Source organism: Streptococcus sp. 4155 (assembly GCF_013276695.1).
Lineage (GTDB): Bacteria > Bacillota > Bacilli > Lactobacillales > Streptococcaceae > Streptococcus > Streptococcus pseudopneumoniae.
Window position 1 is genome coordinate 1 of record NZ_VMLM01000124.1, and the last position, 419, is coordinate 419.

1 protein-coding gene is annotated in these 419 nt (G+C 37.5%); it reads right to left on the reverse strand.

Going from position 1 to position 419, the window contains the following annotated elements:
- Positions 1–182: 182 nt before the first annotated feature.
- Positions 183–419: hypothetical protein (locus HT715_RS11450; protein WP_172922972.1), on the reverse strand; the 237-nt coding region annotated here is incomplete at its 5' end.

Here is a 419-nt window from a genome sequence, read left to right on the forward strand (position 1 = left end):
TTTTGATTTTCATTGAGTATTAGCAACAATATAGATAAGAAAGGCAAACATGATTACCAGATAGCTCACTATAAGGAAAACATGCTTAAAAATACTAGTATCAAATAAACTCACGATAGCTAATAATAGATTCATAATAAATACTATAGTCGCAAATAGTTGTACTTTTTTATCTTTCATAACTAGTCCCAGCCTAAATTACTTTCCAATATCCTACCGAAATTATAGCCGGTAATATAGCCTGACATATAACCTGTTGCTGCACCACAAGTAGCTAAAATGAATGCATAGCTAACTGTACCAATAACTGGTAAGGTTATTGTCCCTAGTGCTGCACCAGCTGCCGCTCCAGTTATAGCTCCTGCTATTCCGCTTGCGACACCACCTACACCTCCACAAAGCAAGGCAAGCCACCCTTC